This window comes from Nocardia sp. NPDC058518 (genome assembly GCF_042719655.1).
In the GTDB taxonomy this organism is placed as follows: Bacteria; Actinomycetota; Actinomycetes; order Mycobacteriales; family Mycobacteriaceae; genus Nocardia.
The window spans coordinates 1-24335 of sequence record NZ_JBHXNJ010000041.1; the positions used below are offsets into that span (position 1 = coordinate 1).

Sequence of the window (24335 nt, forward strand, 5' to 3'; positions counted from 1 at the left end):
ACCTGGGCGACGCTGCCGACGGTCGCGCACCGACAGTTCCTCGCCGTGGTTGGTCGCCGCCACCGCTTCGAGCCGCGCCATCGCCGTCCCGCCGGGCGCGGCATCGGTGACCAGCAGGCACAGGCCGGGATGCTTGCCGCGGCCGATGCGCCCGCGCAACTGGTGCAGCTGACTCACGCCGAATCGGTCGGCGTCGACGATCACCATCACGGTCGCGTTCGGCACGTCGACACCGACCTCGACGACGGTGGTGCAGACCAGGACGTCGATCGCGCCGTCGTTGAATTGGCGCATCACGTGGTCTTTTTCGTCGGACGGCAGCCTGCCGTGCAACAGGCCAACGCGCACACCGGCGAGCCGACCGGCGCTCAGCGTCTCGTACATCTCGACGGCGGCCGCGGTGGTCGGGCCTTCCTTCTCCGCCTTCTTGCCCTTCGCCGGTGGCGCGTCGGGGTCCTCGCCGATGCGCGAGCACACCACATAGGCCTGTCGGCCCTGGCCGACCTCCTCGACGATGCGTTCCCAGGCGCGATCCACCCAGCCCGGATGCAGTTTGCGCGGCACGACTTTCGAGACGATCGGCGAGCGGCCCTTGGGCAGCTGGGTGAGCGTGGAGGTTTCGAGGTCGCCGAGGGTGGTCATCGCGATGGTGCGCGGGATCGGCGTGGCGGTCATCACCAGCAGGTGCGGGCTGATGCCGTCTTTCGCCTTGGCGCGCAACGCGTCTCGCTGCTCGACACCGAAGCGGTGCTGTTCGTCGACCACCACGAGGCCGAGGTCGTAGAACTCGACCGCGTCCTGGATGAGCGCGTGGGTGCCGATGACGATGCCCGCCTCACCGGTCATCGCGTCCAGCAGCGCCGACTTCTTCGCCGCCGTCGACATCGATCCGGTGAGCAGGACGACCTTGGTCGACTTCTCGGCGGCACCGAGTTCGCCCGCGTTGCCGAGGTCACCCAGCATGGCGCGCAGCGACCGATAGTGCTGCGCGGCCAGGACTTCGGTCGGTGCGAGCAGCGCGCACTGACGGCCCGAGTCCACCACTTGCAGCATCGCGTTCAGCGCCACGATCGTTTTGCCCGAGCCCACCTCGCCCTGCAGCAGCCGGTGCATCGGACGGGTGCGCGACAGATCCTGCGAGATCTCCTCGAGTACCTGCTGCTGACCTTCGGTGAGCTCGAAGGGCAACCGTTCGTCGAAGGTGGCGGCGATACCGTCGGCCGATGGCGGACAGGCCGGGGCGGTGCGGCCCTCCACCTCGTGGCGGCGTTCGGCCAGCACGAGTTGCAGTGCGAGGGCCTCGTCGAAACGGAGTCTGTCCCTTGCCTTTTCGATATCCAGCTTGTGCTCGGGCAGGTGGATCAGGCGCAGTGCTTCCGAGAGCGGGAGGAATTTCCGTTCCTCGCGCAGGTCGGCGGGCAGCGCGTCCTCGATGGGGTCGAGCTGGTCGAGCACCTGGCGGATGCAGGCCAGCAGATCCCAGCTCTGAACCTTGGCGGTCGCCGGATACACGGGAACGAATTCGCGCTCGAAGAACGAGGCATCCACTCCCCCTGCGCCTTTCGCACTCTGCGCGAGGCCGCGCAGCGCGCCGCTGCCACGCACGGACGTGAGTTCCTCCACGCCCGCTTCCGGCTTGTCGGGCAAGATGAGGTAGTCGGGGTGCGAGAGGTTCCAGCGATCGGGCCGCCACCAGTGCACGGTGCCCGACATCATCGCTCGCACACCTTCTTTCACCAGATAGCGCACCTTGTCACCGTTGAAGAAGGTGGCCTCGAGCGGACGCTTGGCCCCGGTGTCGAGCTGCACCTTCAACAGCGAGCCGCGACGGTTCTTCATCGGGCGCAGTTCGGTTTTCGTGATGCGGCCGATGACGGTGATGTGCGCGCCCTCCTCGGGTTCCTCCTCGGTGAGGGGCTGACCCTGGGTCGCGTAGCGCACCGGATAGTGGCGCAACAGATCCTCGACCGTGGACATGTCGAACGACTCGGTCAGCCGGTCGGCCGCCTTGACGCCCAGCACGTGGTCGAGCCGGTCACTCAACGTCGCCATCTACTCGACCCCTATCTGCACCAGATCCGCTTGCTGTCCACCGGAATACACGACCACCTCGACGCCGGGGAAACCGGCCGTCACATGGTCGGCGAGCACCTGCGCCAGCTCGGGCCCCGCATCGGCGCCCATCAGTAATGTCACCAATTCCCCACCGAGACCGAGCATTCGGTCCAGCAGGATGCGTCCCGCGCCGACCACATCGGGGTCGATCACCACCACATCGTGGCCGACGAGGCCGAGTCCATCACCGGGAGAACACATTCCGACCATGGTCAAGGCTCGCACCCGCGCCGCCCGCAGGGCACCCCACCGGGTGGTCGCCGCCGCCTCCGACATCGCGAACGCGTCATCCACCGCGATCCGCCCCCGATCGTGCACCGCCAGCGCCGCGAGGCCCTGCACCATCGACGCACTCGGCAGCAACAACACATCACGCGACCCGTCACGCGCGGCCACACCGACCGCGACGAGTTCCTGCGCGGGCAATGCCCCGTTGGGCAAGACCAGCACCTCCCGATTCGGCATCCGGCGGATCGCCCGCAGCAGGGCGCTCGTATCGAGTTGCCGATCCCCACGCAACACCACCGCGCCCGCGTCCTCGAACAGGCGCGCGGCAGCGGCACCGCCCACCACCGCGAGGACGCCGCGGTCAGCGAGGTCGTCACCGGAGTGGACCTCGCGGTCTACGAGACCCGGTGGCCGATCGTGGCTCGCGTGCGGCTCGCGCGCTCCGGAATCGCCGCGCGCGCCATCCAAGGAGTACGCGTGGTGGGTGGCGTCGTGCCCGTGGTTGCCGCTGTGGGGCGCGGTCACCGCGAAACTCTCGATCCGGATGCCCGTCACAGTGCCCACCGCGAGCCCCGCCTCGATGGCCGCGCCCGCATCACGACAGTGCACATGAGCGGACCAGGTGGTGTCACCGTCACCGACCACCACCACCGAGTCACCCAGCACCGCGAGCCGATCCCGCAGCCCACCCGCGGCCGCCTCGTCGGTGCCGGAGATCACGTACATGACCTCGAAATGCGGATCGGCCGCCTGCTCGCGATGATCGCGGTCATCGAGGAAGTCGGGAGTCCGGCACGGTTCTTCGGCCGCGCGCCCGCTGCCTTCGGGCTTGTCGTCGTTGGTGCTGCCGGGTCGCCGATGTGGTCCGTGGTCGGCGCGTTCGCCCCGCGTGTACCTGACTCGTTCCGGCGTCTCACCGCAGACTTCCGCCACGAGGCAATCGAGCAGCACCAGCAGTCCGCGCGCCCCCGCATCGACGACTCCGGCGGCGCGCAGCACGCTCAGTTGGGTCGGGGTCTCGGTCAGCGCACGCGCGGCACCCTCGGCGGCGGACCGGGAGACCGCAGCCAGAGAGGGTTCCGCTGACTCGGCTGCAGCGGCGGCTGCGCGGTCGAGAACTGTCAGGATCGTGCCCTCGACCGGGGCACTCAGTCCTGTTCGCACGAGCACCGCCGACCGCCGCAACGCCACCTGCAGTCGCGCGCCGGTCAACGGACCTGCGACAACAGCCTCCGCGACGCCGCGCAAGACCTGCGACAAGATGATGCCCGAGTTTCCGCGCGCACCCGTCGTGGCACCACGGGCCAGGGCCTGGGCGATGAGGTGAGCCGAAGGCCCGTCGACGCCGATGGCTTCCGCGTGGTGATCGCCGAGGCCCGCGAGCCCGCTGGGGCCGGCAGTGGCGGACTCCACGCCGCGCACCGCCCGGTCCGCCGTCGCGACCGCGGCCCGCATGGTGGCGAGGAGGTTGGTTCCGGTGTCGGCGTCGGCGATCGGGAAGACATTGAGCGCGTCGATCTCGGCGCGACGTAGTTCTAGATCGGTGCGGCACCTGCGAGCCCAGACCAGCAGATCGGGCCCGTCGAGAGACTCCCGCACGTGCGACACCGCCACCTCGCTCCCCGTTCTGCGTACCCGCGCGCCGAGCACGCACGCCAGGTTAGCGGCAGCTACCGACGGAGGTACGCTGACCTCGGACGGGTTCTCAGCCGGGTTGTGCTCGGCGAGTCGACCGGGGCACCCGGTTTGGAACTTCGAGGCCCGGCCCGCTAGTCTTGCAGGGTTGCCTCGTGCGGCCCACGTGGGTCTGCGCTGGCCGACGTCAGTCGGCAAGGCATTTGATGACATCAGTTTCCGGTTCAGCGGGCATACGTGCGCCGCTGTCCGCTTATGACATGAAGGAGCTCGCGACATGGCTGCCGTTTGCGACGTCTGCGCCAAGGGCCCCGGTTTCGGGAAGTCGGTCTCGCACTCGCACCGGCGCACCAACCGTCGCTGGAACCCGAACATCCAGACCGTGCGTGCGCAGGTTGCCCCTGGCAACACCCGCCGGATGAACGTGTGCACCTCCTGCCTGAAGGCGGGCAAGGTCGTCCGCGGCTGATTTTCAGCCCGTACATTCTGCCGACAGCGCCCCGGCACCCCTTGTGGGTGATCCGGGGCTTTGTCGTCCAGCGGCCGAGCATCGCCGAGCGGGCCCGCCGTGCCTGACTGGCAGATCGCGCCGCTGACGGCGAACCGGGTCACCGAACTCGCCGCCTGTCACATCGCCAGCTGGCGCGAGGCCTACGAAACGCTGGTGCCCGGTCACATCCTCGACGGCTTCGACCTCGAACGCTCCGCGCTCACCTGGGAACGTCGTCGCGCCGAGGGCACCCACGAGTTGCCCGTCGCGCTGGTCGGTGACCGCCTGATCGGCTTCGCCTCCGGGACGAATTCGCCCTTACCCGGTCGGCAGGCGGACGGGTCCGCCGAACTCGAAGCGCTCTACGTCCGCAGCGCCTGGCACGGCACCGGCATCGCCGACGCCCTGATCGACGCCGCCGCCCCCGGTTCACCGTGCACCCTCTGGGTCTTCGCCGACTATCCGCGCGCCCACGCCTTCTATCGCAGGCACGGCTTCACCGACACCGGCATCCGCCGAACCGACCCGTTCACCCTGCTGCCCGAACAATTGTGGCGCCGCGACGGGGTTAGGCGTACCTCCGGGTAAGGACTGCGAACGCCGCGCGCCGGGAGCCCCGTTAAGGTGACGCCCATGAGTACCACCGAACCTGTCCCCGCCGCCGAGGTCATCGACGGCGTGCTGCAGCTGACCATCGCCACCTCCGCCGCGGGCACCTCGATGGATTTCGACCTGATCAACGCGGGCACCGACGCCCTGCGCGCCCTCGACCCGTCAGTCGGCGCGATCCTGCTCACCGGCGCGGGCGCGAACTTCTGCGCGGGCGGCAATGTCCGCAACTTCGCCGCCGCCGATGACCGCGGTGCGTACCTGCACAAGCTGGCCGACGAACTCCACGATTTCGTCCGTGCGCTCGCGGCCGCCCCTGTCCCCGTGATCGTCGCCGTGCAGGGCTGGGCGGCGGGTGCGGGCATGAGCCTGGTCTGCGCCGCCGATATCGCGATCGGTGGTCCCTCGACGAAACTGCGCCCCGCCTACCCCGGCATCGGCCTGTCCCCCGACGGTGGCATGTCCTGGTCGCTGCCCCGCATCGTCGGCCTGAGCCGGGCGACCGAAATCCTGCTCACCGATGCCGTACTCGACGCCGAAGAGGCCGTGCGCCTCGGCGTCCTGAGCCGCACGGTCGCGGACGAGGACATCCGCGCCGAAGCGTTCCGCGTGGCGCAGACCTTCGTCACCGGCCCCCGCGCCACCTACACGGCCATGAAAAAGCTGCTGGCCCAGTCACCGACGGCAACATTGGACCAGCAGCTCGATGCCGAACGCGACAGCATCTCGGCCGCCGCGAACAGCGACACCGGCCGTGAAGGCGTCGACGCTTTCGTAGGCAAGCGCAAGCCGAACTACGTTGGCCTCACATAGAAGTGACCAACTCCCGCGACTGAACTGACCCACCCGGCGCGACCAACGCCACGCCGGGACTCAGCCACCACGGTTTTCGGCCGCCTCAGGGCCGAAAACCCCGCGGCGCCAGCCGCCAATAATTCAGCAAGCAGCGCCGAGAGCGCTGAAGGTGTTCTGCAGCAGGCAGGTCACCTTCGCGTTCACGCCGGAAGAGATGGTGGAGGTGCCGGTGGAGGTCCATTCCTCGCCGACCTGGGTGGTGGCCACCGGCGCGGCCTGCTCGTTGTAGGGCTCGAGCTGCAGGCCGGCGGCGGTGGCCGAGCCTGCGCCCGCGGTGATGGCGGCGGCCACGGCGACGGTCGCGAGGGCAGCGCGAACGGTGGTGATGTGCATCGGGTTGTGCTCCTTCATCATTCTCTTCTGGTGCAGGCGACGCCCCGGGTCAGGGCAGCCGCCAGTCGACGGGGTCGGCGCCGAGTTCGTCGAGCAGTTCATTGACCCGGGAGAACGGTCGTGAACCGAAGAACCCGCGTGAGGCGGAAAGCGGTGAGGGGTGCGCCGATTCGACGTAAGGCACCTCGGCATCGACGAGCGTGGGCTTGAGCGAGCGAGCATCGTTGCCCCACAGCACTGCGACGAGTGGTTGGTCGCGGGCGACCAGCGCCCGGATCGCCTGCTCGGTGACCGCTTCCCAGCCTTTGCCGCGATGCGAAGCGGGCGCACCAGGGGTGACGGTGAGGACTCGGTTCAGCAGCAGCACGCCCTGATCCGACCACGGGCTCAGGTCACCACAGGTCGGCGTATCGAAGCCGAGGTCTTTGCTGTATTCGGCGAAGATGTTGGACAGGCTGCGCGGGACCGGCGAAACCTGTGGTGTGACAGAGAAACTCAGCCCCATCGCGTGGCCCGGTGTGGGGTACGGGTCCTGGCCGACGATGAGCACGCGCACCGCGTCGAACGGGCGCTGGAATGCGCGCAGCACGTTCTCCCCTTCCGGAAGGTAGCCGCGGCCTGCCGCGTTCTCCTCACGTAGGAACTCGCCCATTTCGCTGATGCGGTCGGTGACCGGCTCCAGTGCCCGGGCCCAGCCCGGATCGATGATCTCCGACAGTGGTTTGGCACCCATGACCGCACAACCTATCGTTCGTCGTCGGTGGGCGTGGCGTCCGCCCCACGGAACGATTCCCAGCCGGTACCGCCGGTGGGTGCCGCACCGTCGACGGTGACGCCGCTGCCTGCGGTTACTTCGCCGATCGGCCGCCAGCCCGCGGGTAGCGCGACACCAGGGGGCCAGGTTCCGGCGAAGGCGTGGTCTTCGCCGCCGGCCAGAATCCATTGCGCGGCATCGGCATCGAGCAATTTCGCGAGGGCCGCCAGATCGGGGTCGGTGAGTGCCGCGCGGTGGACGTCGATCGCGACGTTCGAGGCGGCGGCGAGATGCCCGAGGTCGGCGAGCAATCCGTCGGAGATATCGGTGAGGGCGGTCGGGGTGTGCGTGCCGAACGCGTCGAGGACCGCGGCGTACGGGGGTTGCGGAACACGATGTGTCGCAAGGGCATAGGTGAAGTCCGGATCGGAAGTATCCGCGCCACCGGACAATACGGCCAACCCCGCACCCGACCAGCCGAGTTCGCCTGCGACAGCGACGATATCGCCGACACCGGCGCCGGATCGAGTGATCGCGCCTTGCCCGCCCAGATCTCCGAACGCGGTCACCGAGACCACCAGTTGCTCGCTGAGCACCAGATCCCCGCCTGCGATGGAACCCCCGGCGCGGCTCGCCTCGATCCACATTCCGTCGGCGATCCCTTCGACCACCGATACCGGCGTTTCGGCCGGGCAGCCGAGCGCGACCACGAACGCCGTCGGCCGCGCCCCCATCGCCACCACGTCGGCGGCGTTCTGCGCGATGGCCTTGCGGCCGATGTCGACGGGCGAGGACCAGTCGAGCCGGAAGTGCCTGCCTTCGACGAGCATGTCGGTGCTCACCACGAACCGCCCATCGGGCGCGGCGACCAGCGCGGCATCGTCGCCAGGTCCGATCAGCACGTGCGCGGCCTGCTCCCGACCGGCGTTGATCCGGTCGATCAAGGCGAATTCACCCAGCTCACGCACCGTCTGCGGACGGCTGTCCTCGCTGATGACCGACCCCTTCCCGCTGTGCTGCTGACCGACGAAATCGCCCCGACGGTACCCTTTCGAAGGCGATCGGGCACCACCGACGGTGCAGGCGAACCCTCGAATGGAAGGACCACACAACTATGGCGGACTCGACACCGGAGGATCGCGACGAGGCGACCACCCACGACGACACCGCCACCGCCGACGCGAAATCGTCCGGCGACAAGCCTGCATCCGCCGCGAATACCGACGCAGCTGCACCACCGACCGCGGAGGATCCGACCGACGCCCGATCAGAGGCGTCTACCTCGCCCGGCGACGTCGACGCGGACGCGAGCACGGCCGTGAACGCAGGCTCGGACACCGACACCGACGACGCGGACTCCGACACCGAGTCGCACCACTCCCCTGCGCTCATCGCCACAGCGGTCGCCCTACCGGTCGTACTGATCGTCGCCGTGCTGGTCGCCGCTTTCATCGCCCTGCGTGCCCCGGTCGAACGCGCACCCCTCGCCCTCGGCCCGGTCCCGGCCCCCGCTGCCGACGGCCCCGCATGCCAGGCCCTGCTGCCCGCCCTGCCCGCAGAGCTCGGCGACTACACCAAGGCCACCCTCATCGAACCCGCCCCGCCTGCCACCCGCGCCTGGCAACTCCCCGACGGCGGCGACCCGATCACGCTGCGCTGCGGCCTCGACCGCCCGCTCGAGTTCAACCGCGCGTCCCCGCTGACGGTCATCGACGGCGTGAAGTGGTTCCAGGTCCGCGACGAGGTCGGCAAGACCGGCACCTGGTTCGCCGTCGACCGCGAGACCTACATCGCCCTGACCCTCCCCGACGGCTCCGGTACCAGCGCGGTGCAGACCGTGTCCGAGACCATCAACGCGAATCTGCCTGCCCGCGAACCGACTCCGGGCGAACTCTGAGCTAATCGCCTGGCGCCGTAGGGCTTTCGAGCACCACCCAACCGAAAGCCCTGCGGCCGAACAGAACTGCTACCGCAGCCCGGTCCCGCGCGCGACCGCCGTCTCGATCAGCGTCGACACCAGCGTCGGGTAGTCGATGCCGGTGGCTTCCCACATCCGCGGGTACTGCGAGATCGGCGTGAAGCCGGGCATCGTGTTGATCTCGTTGATCACCGGACCGTTCTCGGTGACGAAGAAGTCGACCCGGGCAAGGCCCTGGCAGTCCAGCGCACGGAACGCGCGCACCGACAGCTCACGGATCTCGTCGGCGACATCGTCGTCGAGCTTGGCGGGCACATCGAATTCGCACACGTCGTCGAGGTATTTGGTGGCGAAGTCGTAGAACTCGGGGGCGGCCGCGTCGGCATCTGGCATCCGGATCTCGGAGACAACGCTGCCCCGGACCTCACCGTCGGCGAATTCCAGTACGCCACATTCGACTTCGCGTCCGACGATGCCCGCTTCGACGATCACCTTGGGGTCGTGCGCGCGGGCGGCGGCGATGGCCGCACCCAGATCGGCCCAGTCGGTGATCTTGGTGATGCCGATCGAGGAACCACCGCGCGCGGGCTTCACGAAGGCAGGCAGGCCGATCCGGGCCCGGTCGGCGCCGGACAGCGTTTCGGTGCCGGGACGCAGCACCACTTGCACGCCGACGGGCAGCGATTCGGCGGCCAGCAATTTCTTGGTGAACTCCTTGTCCATGCCCGCCGCGCTGGCGAGCACGCCCGCGCCGACATAGGGAATCCCGGCCAGCTCGAGCATGCCCTGCAGCGTGCCGTCCTCACCGAAGGGACCGTGCAGGATCGGGAACACGACATCGACGTTGCCCAGCACGACGCTCGAGTCGAGCGCGACCAGCGCACCGGAGCGGCCGGGGTCAGCGGCCAGCGTGAGGGCGGTCCCCGACGCGTCGACCTGCGGTTGCACGCCGTGACTCAGCGCCAATTCGCCGATCCCGTCGGCCAGCACCCAGCCACCGGTGGGGGTGATGCCGATCGGCACCACCTCGTAGCGCGTCGGATCGAGGTTGCGCAGCACACTGCTCGCCGATACGCACGAGACGGCGTGCTCGCTGCTGCGCCCGCCGAACACCACAGCTACCCTGATGCGTTCCGTCATGAACGTCACCGTAGTAGGTTCTCGCCGTCATGGCGCTATCGCCCTTATTCGGGCTTGATCCGCCTGCCGAGCAGGCTGCCGACGGCCTCGCTCACCGATAGCCCCTCGTGGCACACCTTGTGCACCGCGTCGGTGAGCGGCATCTCCACCCCGTGCTCGGCGGCCAGGGCCCGCACCGATGTGCACGACTTCACACCTTCGGCCACCTGCCCATTGGTCGCTTCCTGCGCGGCGGTCATCGTGCCGCCGGCACCGAGCGCGTACCCGAAGGACCGGTTGCGCGACAACGGCGAGGTACAGGTAGCCACCAGATCGCCGACACCCGCGAGCCCGGCCAGCGTCACCGGTTGCGCACCCAGCGCCACACCCAGCCGCATCACCTCGGCGAGCCCGCGCGTGATCAGGCTGGCGACCGAGTTGTCGCCCAGCCCCATGCCCGAGGCGATGCCGCACGCGAGCGCGATGACGTTCTTGCACGCACCACCGATCTCGCAGCCGATCACATCGGTATTGGTGTACGGCCGGAAATAGCCGGTGGCACACGCCCGCTGCGCGGCCACGGCACGCTCGGTATCGGTGCACGCGATCACCGTCGCCGCGGGCTGACGTTCGACGATCTCGTGCGCCAGATTCGGACCCGACAGCACCGCGATGCGCCCCGGCTCGGCCCCGGTGACCTCCGCGATCACCTGACTCATCCGCAGCAGCGTGCCGGTCTCGATCCCCTTGGCCAGACTCATCAAGGTGGCCTCGGACCCGATATCGCCCTTCCACAGATCCAGATTCGCCCGCAACGACTGCGACGGCACCGCGAGCACCACCAGATCGGCCCCGTCCAGCGCGACCCGATGATCATCGGTCCCACGCACGGGCGGCAACTGCACGCCGGGCAGGTAGAACGGATTGCGGTGCTCGGTTTCGAGCGCCTGCGCCACCTCGGCCCGCCGGGCCCAGATCGTCACGTCCGTCCCCGCCTCGGCCAACACCTTCGCGAACGCCGTACCCCACGACCCCGCACCCATAACCGCCGCCCTCGTCATCAGCCCAATATGCCATGCAAGGATCGAAGCCATGCACACCGTGCACGCCGTAATGGCGGTCAAACACATCGGCCGGGCCAAGAGCAGGCTGGCGAGCGTGCTCAGCACCGAGCAGCGCGCCCAGCTCGTGCTGGCCATGTTCACCGACACCGCCGTGGCCGCTATCGCCGTGCCCGAGCTGGTGTCGCTGACCGTGGTCACTCCCGATCCGCTGGTCGCCGCCCGCGCTCTCGAACTCGGCGCGCACGTGATCGATGAACCAGCGGCAGGCGACGATCCGCTCAATACCGCGCTCGCGGCGGGCGCCGCCGACGTGCGCGACCGTCACGGCCCCACCCACCTGCTCGCCCTGCAGGCCGACCTGCCCGCCCTGCGCCCGTCCGAGCTCGCCGACGTACTCACCGTCGCCGTCGGCGCTCGATCGGTGGTGATCGATCACACGGGCACCGGCACTGCCGCATTGCTGGTCCGCGATACCGCCGCGCCGCTCTCGCCCCGCTTCGGTGCCGATTCCGCGAGCGCACACCGCGACAGCGGGGCCGTACCGCTGCTCGGGCACTGGCCCGGCCTGCGCTGCGATGTCGACACCCCCGAGGATCTCGACATCGTCCGCGCGCTCGGAGTCGGCGAATTCACGGCATCGACCCTGCGCGAATTCGGATTCTCGCCGCACAGAAGTGATCCCGTTCGCACTGTGTGCTAGCAGATCGCCACATACGGACCGGGCGGAATGATCCGTGCGATGTCGTGATGCGCGGTGGACCTTTCTCGAGGGATGATTGATCCCGTGAGCGATACGGAAACCATCAAGCAGTTGCCCCCGATTTCCCCGCCACCCGCGGCCGCGATCACCTCGGGCGCGAGCGCCACGTCGCAACGGTTGCCCAGAGATCGCTACCTCAACCGCGAGCTGAGCTGGCTCGACTTCAACGCCCGCGTACTCGCCCTCGCCGAGGACGCCTCGCTGCCGTTGCTGGAGCGGGCCAAGTTCCTCGCGATCTTCGCCTCCAATCTCGACGAGTTCTACATGGTGCGCGTCGCAGGCCTGAAACGCCGTGCCGAAACCGGTCTGTCGGTGCGCTCGGCCGACGGGCGCTCACCGTCGGAACAGCTGGAGATGATCACCGCCCGCGCCCAGGAACTCGCCGAGCGGCACGCGAAGGTCTTCATCGACGCGGTGAACCCGGCTCTGGCCGTCGAGGGCATCGACATCATCGGCTGGAGCGACCTCGACGACGATGAGCGCCAACGCCTCTCGAACTACTTCACCGACCAGGTTTTCCCGGTCCTCACACCGCTCGCCGTCGACCCGGCGCACCCGTTCCCCTACATCTCCGGTCTCAGCCTCAACCTCGCCGTGACCGTGAGCGACACCGGCACCGGCGGCGAGCACTTCGCGCGGGTGAAGGTGCCCGACAACGTCGACCGCTTCGTGCGCGTGCGCCGCACCGGAGCGCCGTCGGCGATCGCGGCGTTCCTGCCGATGGAAGACCTCATCGCCGCCCACCTCGACCTGTTGTTCCCCGGTCTGACCGTGGTGGAGACGCATTCGTTCCGGATCACCCGCAACGCCGATTTCGAGGTCGACGAGGACCGCGACGAAGACCTGCTGCAGGCGATGGAGCGCGAACTCGCCCGTCGCCGCTTCGGCAAGCCGGTGCGCCTCGAGGTCTCCGACGACATGACCGAGCACATGCTGGAGTTGCTACTACGTGAGTTAGAGGTCGACCCCGCCGACGTCATCCAGGTACCCGGCCTGCTCGACCTGTCCTGCCTGTGGCAGGTCTACGGTGTCGACCGCCCCGAACTCAAAGACGCGCCGTATGTCCCGGCCACCCCGGCGGCCTTCGGCGAGCGCGAGACCCCACGCAATGTCTTCGCCGCGCTGCGCGAGGGCGACGTGCTGGTGCACCACCCCTACGACTCCTTCTCCACCAGCGTGCAGCGCTTCATCGAACAGGCCGCGGCCGACCCGCAGGTGCTCGCGATCAAGCAGACGCTCTACCGCACCTCCGGTGACTCCCCCATCATCAACTCGCTGATCGAGGCCGCCGAGGCGGGCAAGCAGGTCGTCGCGCTGGTCGAGATCAAGGCCCGCTTCGACGAGCAGGCCAACATCAAATGGGCGCGCGAACTGGAACAGGCGGGCGTGCACGTGGTCTACGGCCTGGTCGGCCTCAAGACCCACTGCAAGACCTGCCTGGTGGTGCGTCGCGAGGGTTCCACGATCCGCCGCTACTGCCACATCGGCACCGGTAACTACAACCCGAAGACCGCGCGCCTGTACGAGGACGTCGGGCTGTTCACCGCCGCACCGGAAATCGGCGCCGATCTCACCGACCTGTTCAATTCGCTGACCGGATACTCCCGCAAGGAGGACTACCGCAACCTGATGGTCGCGCCACTGGGCGTGCGCGCGGGCATCATCGAGCGCATCGATCGCGAAATCGAGCTGGCCGGACAGGGTGCGGACGCCCGGATCCGGATCAAGGCCAACGCGATCGTCGACGAGCAGATCATCGACGCGCTCTACCGCGCCTCCCAGGCGGGCGTGCCGGTGCAGATCGTGGTGCGCGGCATCTGTGGCCTGCGCGCGGGTGTGCCAGGCCTGAGCGAGAACATCGAGGTGCGCTCGATCCTCGGCCGGTTCCTCGAACATTCGCGGGTCATGGAATTCGGTGCGCAGGATCAGACGTGGATCGGCAGCGCCGACATGATGCACCGCAATCTCGACCGCCGCGTCGAAGTGATGGTGCAGGTGACCGATCCCAAGCTCGTCGACCAGCTCGCGCAGGTGTTCGATTCCGCGCTCGATCCGGCGACCCGCTGCTGGATCATGCTGCCGGACGGGACCTGGCAGGCCAGCCCCTCCGATGTCGAGGCCGACCAGGTGCGTGATCACCAAGCGTTCCTCATGCGTTTGCGTCGCCCCGATCAGCCGTGAGCGCACAGAGCAAGGACGCGTCGTTGCGCGACCCGAGGGTACGGCCCAATATTCATGCGGCCGGCGCGGTTCTGTGGCGTGCGGGCGCTGCGGGCCCGGAGATCGGTGTCATCCACCGGCCGAAATACGGTGACTGGTCGCTGCCGAAGGGCAAGCTCGATCCCGGCGAGACCCCGGTGGTCGCGGCCGTGCGCGAGGTAGCCGAGGAAACCGGCCTGCCCGCCACGCTGGGGCGCTATCTCGGCCACGTCACCTATCCGATCCCGGGCCACCGTCAGCTCAAGCGGGTCGACTACTGGGCCGCCGAGGCCGCCGACGGCGACTTCGCCGTCAACGACGAAGTCGACCAGTTGCGCTGGTTCCGCCTGGCCGAGGTGATGGACCAGTTGTCGTATCCGATGGACCGCCAGATCGTCCGGATCTTCGCCCGGCTGCCCGCCCGCACCAAGACGGTGCTGCTGGTGCGCCACGCCAAGGCGGGCAAGCGCCACGGCTTCGACGGACCCGACGAGTTGCGACCGCTCGAGGCGGCCGGGGAACAGCAGGCGAAGGGATTGACGCCGAATCTGTTGGCGTTCGGCGCATCCGAGATCTATTCCGCCGATCCGCTGCGCTGCATCCAAACCGTGACCCCGTTGGCAGAACAGCTCGATGCCGAAATCAATTGCGAGCCAATGTTTTCCGAGCAAGGTTACGATTCAGCGAAAAGCACCGCGCGGCAACGATTTCTGTCGTTGGTAACAGATCGGGGGGTGCCGGTCGTGTGTAGTCAGGGCGGGGTGATTCCCGATCTGACACAGTGGCTGGCCGAGCAGGGCGGGCTCACGCTGCCCTCGGCGCGCAATCGCAAGGGCAGTGTCTGGGCATTGTCGTTCGTCGGGGACCGATTGGTCGCCGCGAACCATATGGACCGTTCCCTGTCGACGGCAATCGTCACCACCTGAGTCACCCGGACCGGCTCGAAACAGCCGAAACGGCCCCGGGATTCCCGGGGCCGTTCTCGGTCCAGTGGTGGGTGATGCGGCGTTACGTGCACATTCCCCGACCTGATCCCGCTGCGGCAGGATCAACGAGCACGACGGGCGGCAGTCTTCTTGGCAGCAGTCTTCTTAGCGGGAGCCTTCTTCGCAGCAGTGGTCTTCTTGACCGCCGTGGTCTTGGCGGCCGTGACCTTCTTGGCAGGAGCCTTCTTGGCCGCCGTCACCTTCTTGGCAGGCGCCTTCTTGGCCGCCGTCACTTTCTTTGCCGCCGTGGTCTTCTTGGCGGCAGGAGCCTTGGTGGCGGCCTTGCGGGCCGTGGTCTTCGCGGGACCCTTCGACGGCGTGGCCTTCTTGGCCGCGGTCTTCTTCGCCGCGGTCTTCTTGGCTGCCGCCTTCTTCGCCGCCACCGGGGCATTCACGCCTCGCTTGACGGCAGGCCCGGACGAGGCCAGCTTCTGCTTACCCGCGATGACCGCCTTGAACTGCGCGCCCGGCCGGAAGGCAGGCACCGAAGTGGCCTTCACCTTCACGGTTTCACCGGTACGCGGGTTACGGGCAACCCGGGGAGCACGCTTGCGCTGTTCGAACACACCGAATCCGGTGATGGTGACGCTCTGACCCTTGTGCACGGCACGGACGATGGTGTCGACAACATTCTCGACAGCCGCGGTTGCCGTCCGCCTGTCCGTACCCAACTTTTCGGTCAGAACGTCGATCAGTTCCGCCTTGTTCATTGAATCCTCCGCAGACTAATGGCCCGTCGTCGGACCGACTAGGTACCACGGTAAACCCAGTTTGAGCAAGAGTCTATGTGCCACGCCAAAATTCATGTGGTTTAGCACACGTCCAGCTACCGCCGCCCGGGATGCGCCCCTAAGCGCCCCAGCTGATTACGCCCGTGAAATAGGCTCCGGCAGCGTCACGGGTTTCCATGACGGCCTTCCCTTTTCGAACTCGCCGATGACGTCGGCCTGTCGCAGCGTGAGGCCGATGTCGTCCAAACCCTCCAGCAGACGCCAGCGGGTGTAGTCGTCAATATCGAACGGCAACACGACGGTTCCCGCTGTGACGGTGCGTGCGGACAGGTCGACAACCAATTCGATGCCGGGCTGTTCCTCGATCAGCTTCCAGAGCATTTCGACATCGTTCTGTGACATCTGCGCGGCCAACAGCCCGCCCTTACCCGCATTTCCCCGGAAGATGTCGGCGAAACGAGACGAGATGACCACCCGAAAGCCGTAGTCCGACAGCGCCCACACAGCGTGCTCACGCGAAGAACCGGTGCCGAAATCCGGGCCTGCCACCAGCACGCTGCCCCGCTTGTACGGCTCGGTGTTGAGAATGAACTCCGGGTCGGCGCGCCATCCGGCGAACAAGCCGTCCTCGAAACCCGTTCGGGTCACGCGCTTCAGGTAAACGGCGGGGATGATCTGATCGGTGTCGACATTGGACCGGCGCAGCGGCACACCGATGCCTTTGTGAACGGTGAAGGCTTCCATAACGATTCCCTTTCGATCTGTAGGTGATCGGTGACTCAGGCCAGATCAGCGGGCGAGGACAGGGTTCCCCGGACCGCCGTCGCGGCGGCGACCAGCGGCGAGACCAGGTGCGTGCGACCGCCCTTGCCCTGCCTGCCCTCGAAATTGCGGTTCGAGGTAGACGCGCAGCGCTGACCCGGTTCCAGCTGATCGGGATTCATACCCAGGCACATCGAGCAGCCCGCCTGACGCCATTCCGCGCCCGCGGCGGTGAAAATCTCGCCGAGTCCTTCTTTTTCCGCCTGCGCGCGCACCCGCATCGAGCCAGGCACGACCAGCATTCGCACCCCGTCGGCCACGTGGCGGCCCTTCAAAACATCGGCGACCGCGCGCAGATCCTCGATCCGGCCATTGGTGCACGAACCGACGAATACGGTGTCGACACTCACCTCACGCAGCGGCATTCCCGGCATCAGGTCCATGTAGCGCAAGGCCTTCTCGGCGGATTCACGCTCGTTCTCGTCGGCGATCTGGGCCGGGTCTGGCACATTCGCGCCCAGCGGCAGGCCCTGGCCGGGATTGGTGCCCCACGTGACGAACGGGGTCAGCGTGTTCGCGTCGATGTGGACCTCGGCGTCGAACTGCGCGCCTTCGTCGGTGACCAGCGCGTCCCAGGAGGCCACTGCGGCATCCCAGTCGGCTCCCTGCGGTGCGTGCGGGCGGCCCTTCAGGAATTCGTAGGTCACCGCGTCGGGGGCGATCATGCCCGCGCGTGCGCCCGCCTCGATGGACATATTGCAGATCGTCATCCGCGCTTCCATCGACAGCTTGCGAATCGCCTCGCCGCGATACTCCAGCACATAGCCCTGGCCGCCGCCGGTGCCGATCTCGGCGATCACGGCCAGGATCAGATCCTTGCTCGTGACGCCGGGCGCCAATTCGCCGTCGACGGTGATGGCCATCGTCTTGAACGGGCGCAGCGACAGCGTCTGGGTGGCGAGCACGTGCTCGACCTCACTGGTGCCGATGCCCATCGCCAGCGCGCCGAACGCGCCGTGGGTGGAGGTGTGGCTGTCACCGCAGACGACGGTCATACCGGGCTGGGTGAGACCCAGCTGCGGGCCGACCACGTGCACGATGCCCTGCTCCACGTCGCCCATCGAGTGCAGGCGCACGCCGAATTCGGCACAGTTGCGGCGCAGCGTCTCCACCTGAGTGCGCGAGATCGGGTCGGCGATCGGCTTGTCGATATCGGTGGTGGGGACGTTGTGGTCCTCGGTGGCGATGGTGAGATCGGTTCTGCGCACCGGTCGGCCGGCCGCGCGTAGCCCGTCGAAGGCCTGCGGGCTGGTCACCTCGTGCACGAGGTGCAGATCGATGTAGATCAGGTCGGGTTCACGGGAGGAACCATCGCCTTCGCCTTTGGCGACGACGTGCTGTTCCCACACCTTCTCGGCCAGTGTGCGAGCGCGCTCGGCCATTGCTTGATCACCTTTCGACGGGCATACTTGGTATCTCAGCATTTGAGACGTTAGTATCGTTCTATGAGACAGCATAGCGGTATCGGTGTTCTCGACAAAGCCGTGGCGGTGCTCTACGCCGTCGCCGACGAGCCCTGCGGTCTCAACGACCTGTGCACCCGCACCGGCCTGCCACGCGCCACCGCGCATCGGCTGGCGGTCGGGCTGGAGACGCATCGGCTGCTGGCCCGTGACGGCAACGGACTGTGGCGGCCGGGGCCCGCGCTCACCGAGTTGTCGGCGGGGGCGGCCGATCCACTGGTGGAGGCCGCCGGTGCCATTCTGCCCCGCCTGCGTGAGATCACCGGCGAGAGCGTCCAGCTGTACTGCCGCGACGGGCACGCGCGCGTCTGCATCGCCGCGCTGGAGCCGCCGGTCGGCCTGCGCGACACGGTGCCGGTCGGTTCGCGCCTACCGCTCACCGCGGGTTCGGCGGCGAAGGTATTGCTGGCGTGGTCCGATCCCGAGCTACAGCGCACGGTCCTGGCCGACGCCGTGTTCGGCGACCGGGCGCTGGCCGAGGTGCGCAAGCGTGGCTGGGCGCAGAGTGCCGCCGAGCGCGCGCAGGGCGTGGCGAGTGTGTCGGCGCCGGTGCGCGATGCGGGCGGGGTGATCGTGGCCGCCGTGTCGGTATCGGGGCCGATCGATCGAATGGGTCGCAGGCCGGGCGCGCGCTGGGCCGCCGATCTGGTCGCGGCCGCCGAGGCACTGCACAAGCGCCTGTAGATACAGAGAAGACCCCCGGTCGGATTCGACCGGGGGCCTTACTTTGCTTTGTAGCCCCGACGGGATTCGAACCCGCGCTACCGCCTTGAGAGGGCGGCGTCCTAGGCCGCTAGACGACGGGGCCAGGACGATCTCACAGAGTGAAACCTTGCTGGGGTACCAGGACTCGAACCTAGAATGGCTGTACCAGAAACAGCTGTGTTGCCAATTACACCATACCCCAAAGACCGAAACGCCCGACCTTGCAATCTCCACCGAGTGGTTGTCGGTGTTGCGAGGCCGTGTTCCGCGGCGATGAGAAGATTACCAAACACTAGGGGGTAAACTACAAATCGCCTGGTCAGAAGCCGCTTTTCGGCCGTTTTTCGCACCTTTGGAACGGATGCGGCGAAGTGGCCGCACCCGCTCCCCACGGCTACTGCGCGGCAGGAGCCCAACCACGCGCGGCGCGCAGCCGGTCGAGCGAGACCTCGCGGCCGAGCAGCTCCATCGACTCGTACAGCGGCGGGCTGATGTGCGAGCCCGTCACCGCGACCCGCACCGGCGCGAACGCCTTACGCGGCTTGAGCCCCAGATCGTCGATCAGCGCCTTTTTCAGCGCCTCCTCCAGTGCCGGGGTGGTCCACTCGCCCAGCGGCTCCACAGCGGCGATCGCGGCGTCGAGCACCGGATCGGCCTCGGCGCCGAGATTCTTGGTACCTGCCGCCTGGTCGATCCCGAAGTCCTCCGGCGCGACGAACAGGAACTTCAGCAGGTCCCACGCGTCACCGAGCACCACGATGCGGGTCTGCACGAGTTCGGCGGCGACCAGGAACGTCTTCTCGTCGATTTCGGCGCCGATGTGGCCCTGCGCGGTGAGGAACTCGCGCAAACGGTGACCGAAATCGCCGGGCTCGAGAAGGCGAATCTGCTCGGCATTGATGGCGTCGGCCTTCTTCTGATCGAAGCGGGCCGGATTCGAATTCACCGACGAGATATCGAAAGCCGAGACCATTTCCAGCATGGAGAACACATCGCGGTCCTCGCCGATACTCCAGCCGAGCAGGGCGAGGTAATTCAGCAATCCCTCGGGGATGAATCCGCGGTCGCGGTGCAGAAACAGATTCGATTCCGGGTCGCGCTTGGACAGTTTCTTGTTGCCCTGGCCCATGACGAACGGCAGATGGCCGAACTCGGGCGTGAACTCGGCAACCCCGATACGCTGCAGCGCGGCATACAGCGCGAGCTGACGTGGGGTCGAGGAGAGCAGATCCTCGCCCCGCAACACATGGGTGATCCGCATCATCGCGTCGTCGACCGGATTCACCAATGTGTAGAGCGGGTCGCCATTGCCACGGGTGAGGGCGAAATCGGGGACGGTTCCGGCTTTGAAGGTGGTTTCCCCGCGGACGAGATCGTTCCATCCGAGATCTTCGTCGGGCATCCGCAAACGGACCACGGCGGGGCGACCCTCGGCTTTGTACGCCGCGATCTGCTCGGCGCTGAGGTCGCGATCGAAATTGTCGTAGCCGAGTTTCGGATCACGGCCGACGGCGCGATGACGGGCCTCGACTTCCTCCGGCGTCGAGAACGCCTCATAGGCCTCGCCCGCCTCGAGCAGCCGGCGCACCACGTCGAGATGGGAATCGCGGCGCAGCGACTGCCGGTAGGGCTCGTAGGGTCCGCCGACCTCGGGGCCCTCGTCCCAGATGAGCCCGAGCCAGCGCAGCGCGTCGAGCAGCGCGCGGTAGGAATCCTCGGAATCGCGTGCGGCGTCGGTGTCTTCGATGCGGAACACGAACTTGCCGCCGTGGTGGCGCGCGAACGCCCAGTTGAACAGCGCCGTGCGCACCAGGCCGACGTGTGGCGTGCCGGTCGGGGACGGGCAGAAACGGACCCGTACTTCAGTCATGACTCTCTTCTTTCGCGGTATCAGCGCTTGGTGGCAACAGGATTGGTGAGGGTGCCGATGCCCTCGACGGTGACCGACACGTTCTGCCCGGCCCGCAGCGGACCGACGCCTTCCGGTGTGCCGGTGAGGATCACGTCACCGGGCAGCAGGGTCATCACCGAGCTGATCCACTCGATGATCTTCGGAATGTCGTGCAGGAACAGCGAAGTACGGCTGCGCTGGCGGACCTCACCGTCTACCTCGGTGACGATCTCCAGATCGCTTGGGTCCAGCGCGGTTTCGATCCACGGGCCGAGCGGGCAGAACGTGTCGTAACCCTTGGCCCTGGTCCACTGGCCGTCGTGGCGCTGCTGATCACGGGCGGTGACATCGTTGGCGATGGTGTAGCCCAGGATCACCTCGAACGCCTTCGCCGCGGACACGTCCTTGCACGGACGGCCGATCACCACGGCCAGCTCGCCTTCGTAGTCGACCTGAGAAGAGCTGGGCGGCAAGATGATCGATGCGTTCGGGCCGATGATCGAGGTGTTCGGCTTGATGAAGATCACCGGGTCCACCGGTGCCTCGCCACCCATTTCGGCCGCGTGGGCGGCGTAGTTCTTGCCGATGCAGATCACTTTGCTCGCCAGGATCGGCGCCAGCAGGCGGATATCGGCCAGCGGCCAGCTCCGCCCGGTGAACGTCGGCGAGCCGAACGGATGTTCGGCGATCTCCTTGGCGACGGCGTCGCCTCCGTCGCCTTCGATGCTGACGAAAGCGACTCCATCGGGACTGGCAACTCGACCTAAGCGCATGCCCCGGAGTCTATCGAGACGGGGCTACCTGCCCGAACGCGCCCGTGATGCGACATGGGTCCGTTGATAGCGGCTCGGGCGAAGTGCGTGACAGATCACACCGATGTGATTCGAAGCCACTGCCCGCGTGCGGGATTCGTGTGTGCGGCGATGTGACCCGTCAGACACCTCACCGGTGGGCAACATCGGAGGGTCACCGGTGTAGCGTGATCACTGATGTTCAATTAATGAGACATCAATCTCATATATTGAGATGCAATCGTGCAATCCGGCGAGGTGAGAATCGTGACAGACGCGGGGCCGATGGTCGACGTGACGCAGCTCGGTAACGGCAGACGCTGGTTGATGCTCGCCCTCGGCGTGTTCGCGCAGACGTCCAGTTCGATCTTCATCCACGGCACCCCGTTCCTGCTGCCCGCGCTCACCGCTCGTGGCGATTCGCTCACCTCCGCCGGTGCGCTGGTGGCACTACCGACCGTAGGGCTGGTCTGCACTCTGATCGCCTGGGGGTACGTGGTCGACCGGATCGGCGAACGCATCGTGCTGGTGGCGGGCACGCTGCTGATGTGCGTGGCAGGCGTCGCCGCGGCCGTGGTGGACAACCCCGTCGCGTTCGCCGTGCTGCTGTTCGTCGGCGGTGTCGGCGCCGCCAGCTCCAACGGCGCCAGCGGGCGGGTGATCGTCGGCTGGTTCCCGCCGGACCGGCGCGGTCTGGCCATGGGTATCCGCCAGACCGCCCAACCGCTCGGTGTCGGCATCGCCGCGCTCACCATCCCGTGGGTGGCCGCACATCATGGCATTCCCGCGGCCATGTTGGTGCCCGCGCTGATGGCCGGGGTGGCCGCGATCGGCTGCTTGGTCGGCATCATCGACCCACCGCGACCGCCCGCGAAGGCCGCCGACCGCGCCAACCCCTATCGCGGCGGCTCCACCCTGTGGCGCATCCACGGTGTCTCGATCCTGCTGGTCGTCCCCCAGGCCACCCTGTGGACCTTCGGCCTGCTGTGGCTGCACGTCGACCTCGGCTGGTCACTGGCCGCCGCGGGCGCGCTGATGACCGTCACCCAGTTCCTCGGCGCCGCAGGAAGAATCGGCGCGGGAGCCTGGTCGGACCGGGTCGGCTCGCGCCTGCGCCCGCTGCGCCAGGTAGCCGTCGCCGCCGCCGTCGCCATGGCCGCGCTGACGATCACCGCCTGGACCGACTGGTGGTGGGCTGCGGTTCCCTTGATGGTCGCGGCTTCGGTGATCTCGGTGTCCGACAACGGCTTAGCGTTCACGGCCGTGGCCGAGATAGCGGGACCGTTCTGGAGCGGCCGGGGCCTCGGCATCCAGAACACGGGTCAGAACCTCGCGATAGCCGCCGTCCCACCACTTTTCGGTGCCGTCATCACGGCAACCGGCTTCCCCGTGGTGTACGCCCTGGCAGCGGTCGCCGCGGTGGCGGCGGTGCCATTGGTCCCCAGAGGATCCCGGAAGTAGCTTCCATCACGGGCCGCGAATTCGGTCGAATACCTGTATCTCCCACTCACAGAACACAATTCGATCCGCACCCGCCAATGACAAAGGCTCGCTCCGGTATTCAGCCGGAGCGAGCCTTTCGCGTGCGATGGGGTCAGACGATGGCCGCGATGCGGTCGCCGACCTCCACGGTGGAGGCGGTGCCGGTGCGCGAGGCCAGGTCCTTGGCCACCGCGGATTCGATGCGGGCCGCACCCTCGGTGTTGCCGAGGTGGTTGAGCAGCAGCGAGACCGAGAGAATGGCGGCGGTCGGGTCGGCCTTGGACTGGCCCGCGATATCGGGGGCGCTGCCGTGGACCGGCTCGAACATCGACGGGTTGACGCCCGAGGCGTCGATGTTGCCCGAGGCCGCCAGGCCGATGCCACCGCTGACGGCGGCGGCGAGGTCGGTGATGATGTCGCCGAACAGGTTGTCGGTGACGATCACGTCGAAGCGGCCCGGGTCGGTCACCATGTGGATGGTGGCGGCGTCGATGTGCTGGTAGGCCGTGGTCACCTCGGGGAATTCGGCGGCGACCTCGTCGACGGTGCGCTGCCACAGCGAGCCGGCGAAGGTGAGCACATTGTTCTTGTGCACCAGGGTGAGGTGCTTGCGGCGGGCCTGCGCGGTGGCGAAGGCGTAGCGCACCACACGCTCGATGCCGAAGCGGGTGTTGTTGGACACCTCGGTCGCCACCTCGTGCGGCGTGCCGACGCGAATCGCGCCGCCGGTGCCGGTGTAGGGGCCCTCGGTGCCCTCACGCACCACCACGAAGTCGATATCCGGGTTGCCCGCCAGCGGGCTGGTGACACCGGCGTGCAGCTTCGACGGACGCAGGTTCACGTGGTGATCGAGCGCGAAACGGGTCTTGAGCAGCAGCCCACGCTCGAGCACACCGCTGGGCACCGACGGATCGCCGATCGCGCCGAGCAGAATCGCGTCGTGCTGCTTGAGCTCGGGCAGCACCGACTCCGGCAGGATCTCCCCGGTGCGGTGGTAGCGCGCGGCACCCAGGTCGTACTCGGTCTTCTCCACACCGGGCAACACCACGTCGAGCACCTTGAGCGCCTCGGCGATGACCTCGGGTCCGATGCCGTCACCGGCGATTACTGCGAGCTTCATCAACTAACTCCGTTCAAAGGAAAGCGTGCCGCCACCGCCACGCAACGAGTCCGCCATGACCGCACACTCAGCCGGCCACACCGTCAAACCCCAATCCGCCATGACCGCACTCCCAACCCCGCACCTGCGGCCCCTAGGGAGCAGCGGCCACGAAGTGGCCGGTCGCGGCCGGGTCGCGGGAGTGGGGGGGGGGCGGCGGGGAGGGGGCAGAACCAGAGACCCACCGCCCCGCACCGCCGCCCGCGCGCGCGGGCGCCGGGGCGCG

The 24335-nt window shown here is 67.7% G+C and carries 22 protein-coding genes and 2 tRNA genes; 9 read left to right on the forward strand and 15 right to left on the reverse strand.

From position 1 onward, the window contains the following. Both recG and ACFWPX_RS36505 read right to left on the reverse strand, forming a co-directional pair. A partial coding sequence (gene recG / locus ACFWPX_RS36500) for an ATP-dependent DNA helicase RecG (RefSeq protein WP_378933536.1) occupies positions 1-2052 on the reverse strand: 2052 nt, incomplete at its 3' end. Continuing rightward, complete coding sequence (locus ACFWPX_RS36505; protein WP_378933539.1) at positions 2053-3942, reverse strand: DAK2 domain-containing protein; 1890 nt, start codon at positions 3940-3942, stop codon at positions 2053-2055. Positions 3943-4255: 313 nt separating this feature from the next. Between ACFWPX_RS36505 and rpmB the strand changes: the two genes are divergently transcribed. The 3 genes from rpmB to ACFWPX_RS36520 all read left to right on the forward strand — a co-directional run bounded on the left by rpmB (position 4256) and on the right by ACFWPX_RS36520 (position 5890). Beyond that, positions 4256-4447: a 50S ribosomal protein L28 gene (gene rpmB / locus ACFWPX_RS36510; protein ID WP_011210730.1), complete on the forward strand. Its 192-nt coding sequence runs from the start codon at positions 4256-4258 to the stop codon at positions 4445-4447. 99 nt (positions 4448-4546) lie between these two features. Continuing rightward, a complete protein-coding gene (locus ACFWPX_RS36515) occupies positions 4547-5056 on the forward strand; it encodes a GNAT family N-acetyltransferase (RefSeq protein ID WP_378933543.1) in 510 nt (169 codons plus the stop codon). A 45-nt stretch (positions 5057-5101) separates the two neighbouring features. Then, entirely contained in the window at positions 5102-5890 is a 789-nt protein-coding gene (locus ACFWPX_RS36520) for an enoyl-CoA hydratase/isomerase family protein (RefSeq protein WP_378933546.1), read from the forward strand. A gap of 123 nt (positions 5891-6013) precedes the next feature. Here ACFWPX_RS36520 and ACFWPX_RS36525 read toward each other — a convergent pair whose 3' ends face one another. From ACFWPX_RS36525 to ACFWPX_RS36535, 3 genes are read right to left on the reverse strand one after another with little or no spacing between them, the layout of a single operon-like run. Beyond that, entirely contained in the window at positions 6014-6265 is a 252-nt protein-coding gene (locus ACFWPX_RS36525) for a hypothetical protein (protein WP_378912457.1), read from the reverse strand. Between the two features lie 49 nt (positions 6266-6314). After that, a complete protein-coding gene (locus tag ACFWPX_RS36530; protein WP_378912458.1) occupies positions 6315-6998 on the reverse strand; it encodes a uracil-DNA glycosylase in 684 nt (227 codons plus the stop codon). 11 nt (positions 6999-7009) lie between these two features. Then, positions 7010-8014, reverse strand: a complete 1005-nt coding sequence (locus ACFWPX_RS36535) for a thiamine-phosphate kinase (RefSeq protein ID WP_378933606.1) — start codon at positions 8012-8014, stop codon at positions 7010-7012. A 119-nt stretch (positions 8015-8133) separates the two neighbouring features. Here ACFWPX_RS36535 and ACFWPX_RS36540 point away from each other — a divergent pair, with 119 nt between their 5' ends. Next, a complete protein-coding gene (locus tag ACFWPX_RS36540; RefSeq protein WP_378933549.1) occupies positions 8134-8916 on the forward strand; it encodes a DUF3515 domain-containing protein in 783 nt (260 codons plus the stop codon). Between the two features lie 69 nt (positions 8917-8985). Here the strand turns inward: ACFWPX_RS36540 and ACFWPX_RS36545 are convergent, their stop codons facing one another. Further along, the gene (locus ACFWPX_RS36545) at positions 8986-10077 is read right to left on the reverse strand and encodes a D-alanine--D-alanine ligase family protein (protein ID WP_378933552.1); all 1092 of its coding nucleotides are present in this window, start codon (positions 10075-10077) and stop codon (positions 8986-8988) included. 44 nt (positions 10078-10121) lie between these two features. Continuing rightward, positions 10122-11117 (reverse strand): NAD(P)H-dependent glycerol-3-phosphate dehydrogenase, encoded by a 996-nt coding sequence (locus ACFWPX_RS36550; protein ID WP_378912461.1) that lies wholly within the window; start codon positions 11115-11117, stop codon positions 10122-10124. 31 nt (positions 11118-11148) lie between these two features. Here ACFWPX_RS36550 and cofC point away from each other — a divergent pair, with 31 nt between their 5' ends. From cofC to ACFWPX_RS36565, 3 genes are all read left to right on the forward strand, one after another. Further along, complete coding sequence (cofC, locus tag ACFWPX_RS36555; RefSeq protein ID WP_378933555.1) at positions 11149-11820, forward strand: 2-phospho-L-lactate guanylyltransferase; 672 nt, start codon at positions 11149-11151, stop codon at positions 11818-11820. Positions 11821-11892: 72 nt separating this feature from the next. Continuing rightward, a complete protein-coding gene (locus tag ACFWPX_RS36560) occupies positions 11893-14061 on the forward strand; it encodes an RNA degradosome polyphosphate kinase (RefSeq protein ID WP_378933558.1) in 2169 nt (722 codons plus the stop codon). Then, positions 14058-15005 (forward strand): NUDIX domain-containing protein, encoded by a 948-nt coding sequence (locus tag ACFWPX_RS36565; protein WP_378912465.1) that lies wholly within the window; start codon positions 14058-14060, stop codon positions 15003-15005. The genes ACFWPX_RS36560 and ACFWPX_RS36565 overlap by 4 nt, the downstream gene beginning before the upstream one ends. 122 nt (positions 15006-15127) lie before the next feature. Here the strand turns inward: ACFWPX_RS36565 and ACFWPX_RS36570 are convergent, their stop codons facing one another. The 3 genes from ACFWPX_RS36570 to leuC form a co-directional block, all read right to left on the reverse strand. Beyond that, positions 15128-15775 (reverse strand): HU family DNA-binding protein, encoded by a 648-nt coding sequence (locus ACFWPX_RS36570; RefSeq protein ID WP_056811975.1) that lies wholly within the window; start codon positions 15773-15775, stop codon positions 15128-15130. Positions 15776-15931: 156 nt separating this feature from the next. Further along, the gene (gene leuD / locus ACFWPX_RS36575) at positions 15932-16540 is read right to left on the reverse strand and encodes a 3-isopropylmalate dehydratase small subunit (RefSeq protein ID WP_378900388.1); all 609 of its coding nucleotides are present in this window, start codon (positions 16538-16540) and stop codon (positions 15932-15934) included. A gap of 35 nt (positions 16541-16575) precedes the next feature. Beyond that, a complete protein-coding gene (leuC, locus tag ACFWPX_RS36580; protein WP_378933570.1) occupies positions 16576-18000 on the reverse strand; it encodes a 3-isopropylmalate dehydratase large subunit in 1425 nt (474 codons plus the stop codon). 63 nt (positions 18001-18063) lie between these two features. Between leuC and ACFWPX_RS36585 the strand changes: the two genes are divergently transcribed. Next, positions 18064-18765 (forward strand): IclR family transcriptional regulator, encoded by a 702-nt coding sequence (locus ACFWPX_RS36585; RefSeq protein ID WP_378933583.1) that lies wholly within the window; start codon positions 18064-18066, stop codon positions 18763-18765. Between the two features lie 51 nt (positions 18766-18816). On the opposite strand, the gene ACFWPX_RS36590 is transcribed toward ACFWPX_RS36585, so the two are convergent. The 4 genes from ACFWPX_RS36590 to ACFWPX_RS36605 all read right to left on the reverse strand — a co-directional run bounded on the left by ACFWPX_RS36590 (position 18817) and on the right by ACFWPX_RS36605 (position 21450). Then, positions 18817-18889, reverse strand: a tRNA-Glu gene (locus ACFWPX_RS36590). Between the two features lie 27 nt (positions 18890-18916). Next, positions 18917-18988: transfer RNA gene (locus tag ACFWPX_RS36595), tRNA-Gln, on the reverse strand. 192 nt (positions 18989-19180) lie between these two features. After that, positions 19181-20656: a glutamate--tRNA ligase gene (gltX, locus tag ACFWPX_RS36600; RefSeq protein WP_378933594.1), complete on the reverse strand. Its 1476-nt coding sequence runs from the start codon at positions 20654-20656 to the stop codon at positions 19181-19183. A gap of 20 nt (positions 20657-20676) precedes the next feature. After that, complete coding sequence (locus tag ACFWPX_RS36605; RefSeq protein ID WP_378933597.1) at positions 20677-21450, reverse strand: fumarylacetoacetate hydrolase family protein; 774 nt, start codon at positions 21448-21450, stop codon at positions 20677-20679. Positions 21451-21753: 303 nt separating this feature from the next. Between ACFWPX_RS36605 and ACFWPX_RS36610 the strand changes: the two genes are divergently transcribed. Next, entirely contained in the window at positions 21754-22929 is a 1176-nt protein-coding gene (locus ACFWPX_RS36610; protein WP_378933610.1) for an MFS transporter, read from the forward strand. 133 nt (positions 22930-23062) lie between these two features. Here ACFWPX_RS36610 and ACFWPX_RS36615 read toward each other — a convergent pair whose 3' ends face one another. Next, entirely contained in the window at positions 23063-24070 is a 1008-nt protein-coding gene (locus ACFWPX_RS36615) for a 3-isopropylmalate dehydrogenase (RefSeq protein WP_378933603.1), read from the reverse strand. Positions 24071-24335 lie beyond the last annotated feature (265 nt).